This is a genomic window from Lacinutrix chionoecetis, from assembly GCF_053604665.1.
In genome coordinates this window covers 1-383 of the sequence record NZ_JBSHNQ010000009.1, presented here as the reverse complement: position 1 = coordinate 383, position 383 = coordinate 1, and the positions used below count along the sequence as shown (strand labels likewise).

The window sequence follows — 383 nt, the reverse complement described above, 5'->3', positions numbered from 1 at the left end:
GAAACAGCAACGTTCAACGACACGACTTGTGCTTGGGAAGTAACCGGAACACAACCAGCAGAACCAACCACAGCTTGTTATGAAACAGCAACGTTTAATGACACAACATGTGCTTGGGAAGTTTCAGGTACACAACCAGCTGAACCAACAACAGCATGTTACGAAACAGCGACGTTTAATGATACAACATGTATGTGGGAAGTAACCGGAACGCAACCAGCAGAACCAACAACTGCATGTTACGAAACAGCAACGTTCAACGACACCACTTGTGCTTGGGAAGTAACCGGAACACAACCAACCGAACCAACCACAGCATGTTACGAAACAGCAACGTTTAACGACACGACTTGTGCTTGGGAAGTAACCGGAACACAACCAGC

General features: G+C 46.7%; 1 protein-coding gene. It reads left to right on the top strand.

What is annotated here, in order from left to right:
- A partial coding sequence (locus ACVC43_RS00045; protein WP_452222528.1) for a hypothetical protein occupies window positions 1-383 on the top strand: 383 nt, incomplete at both ends.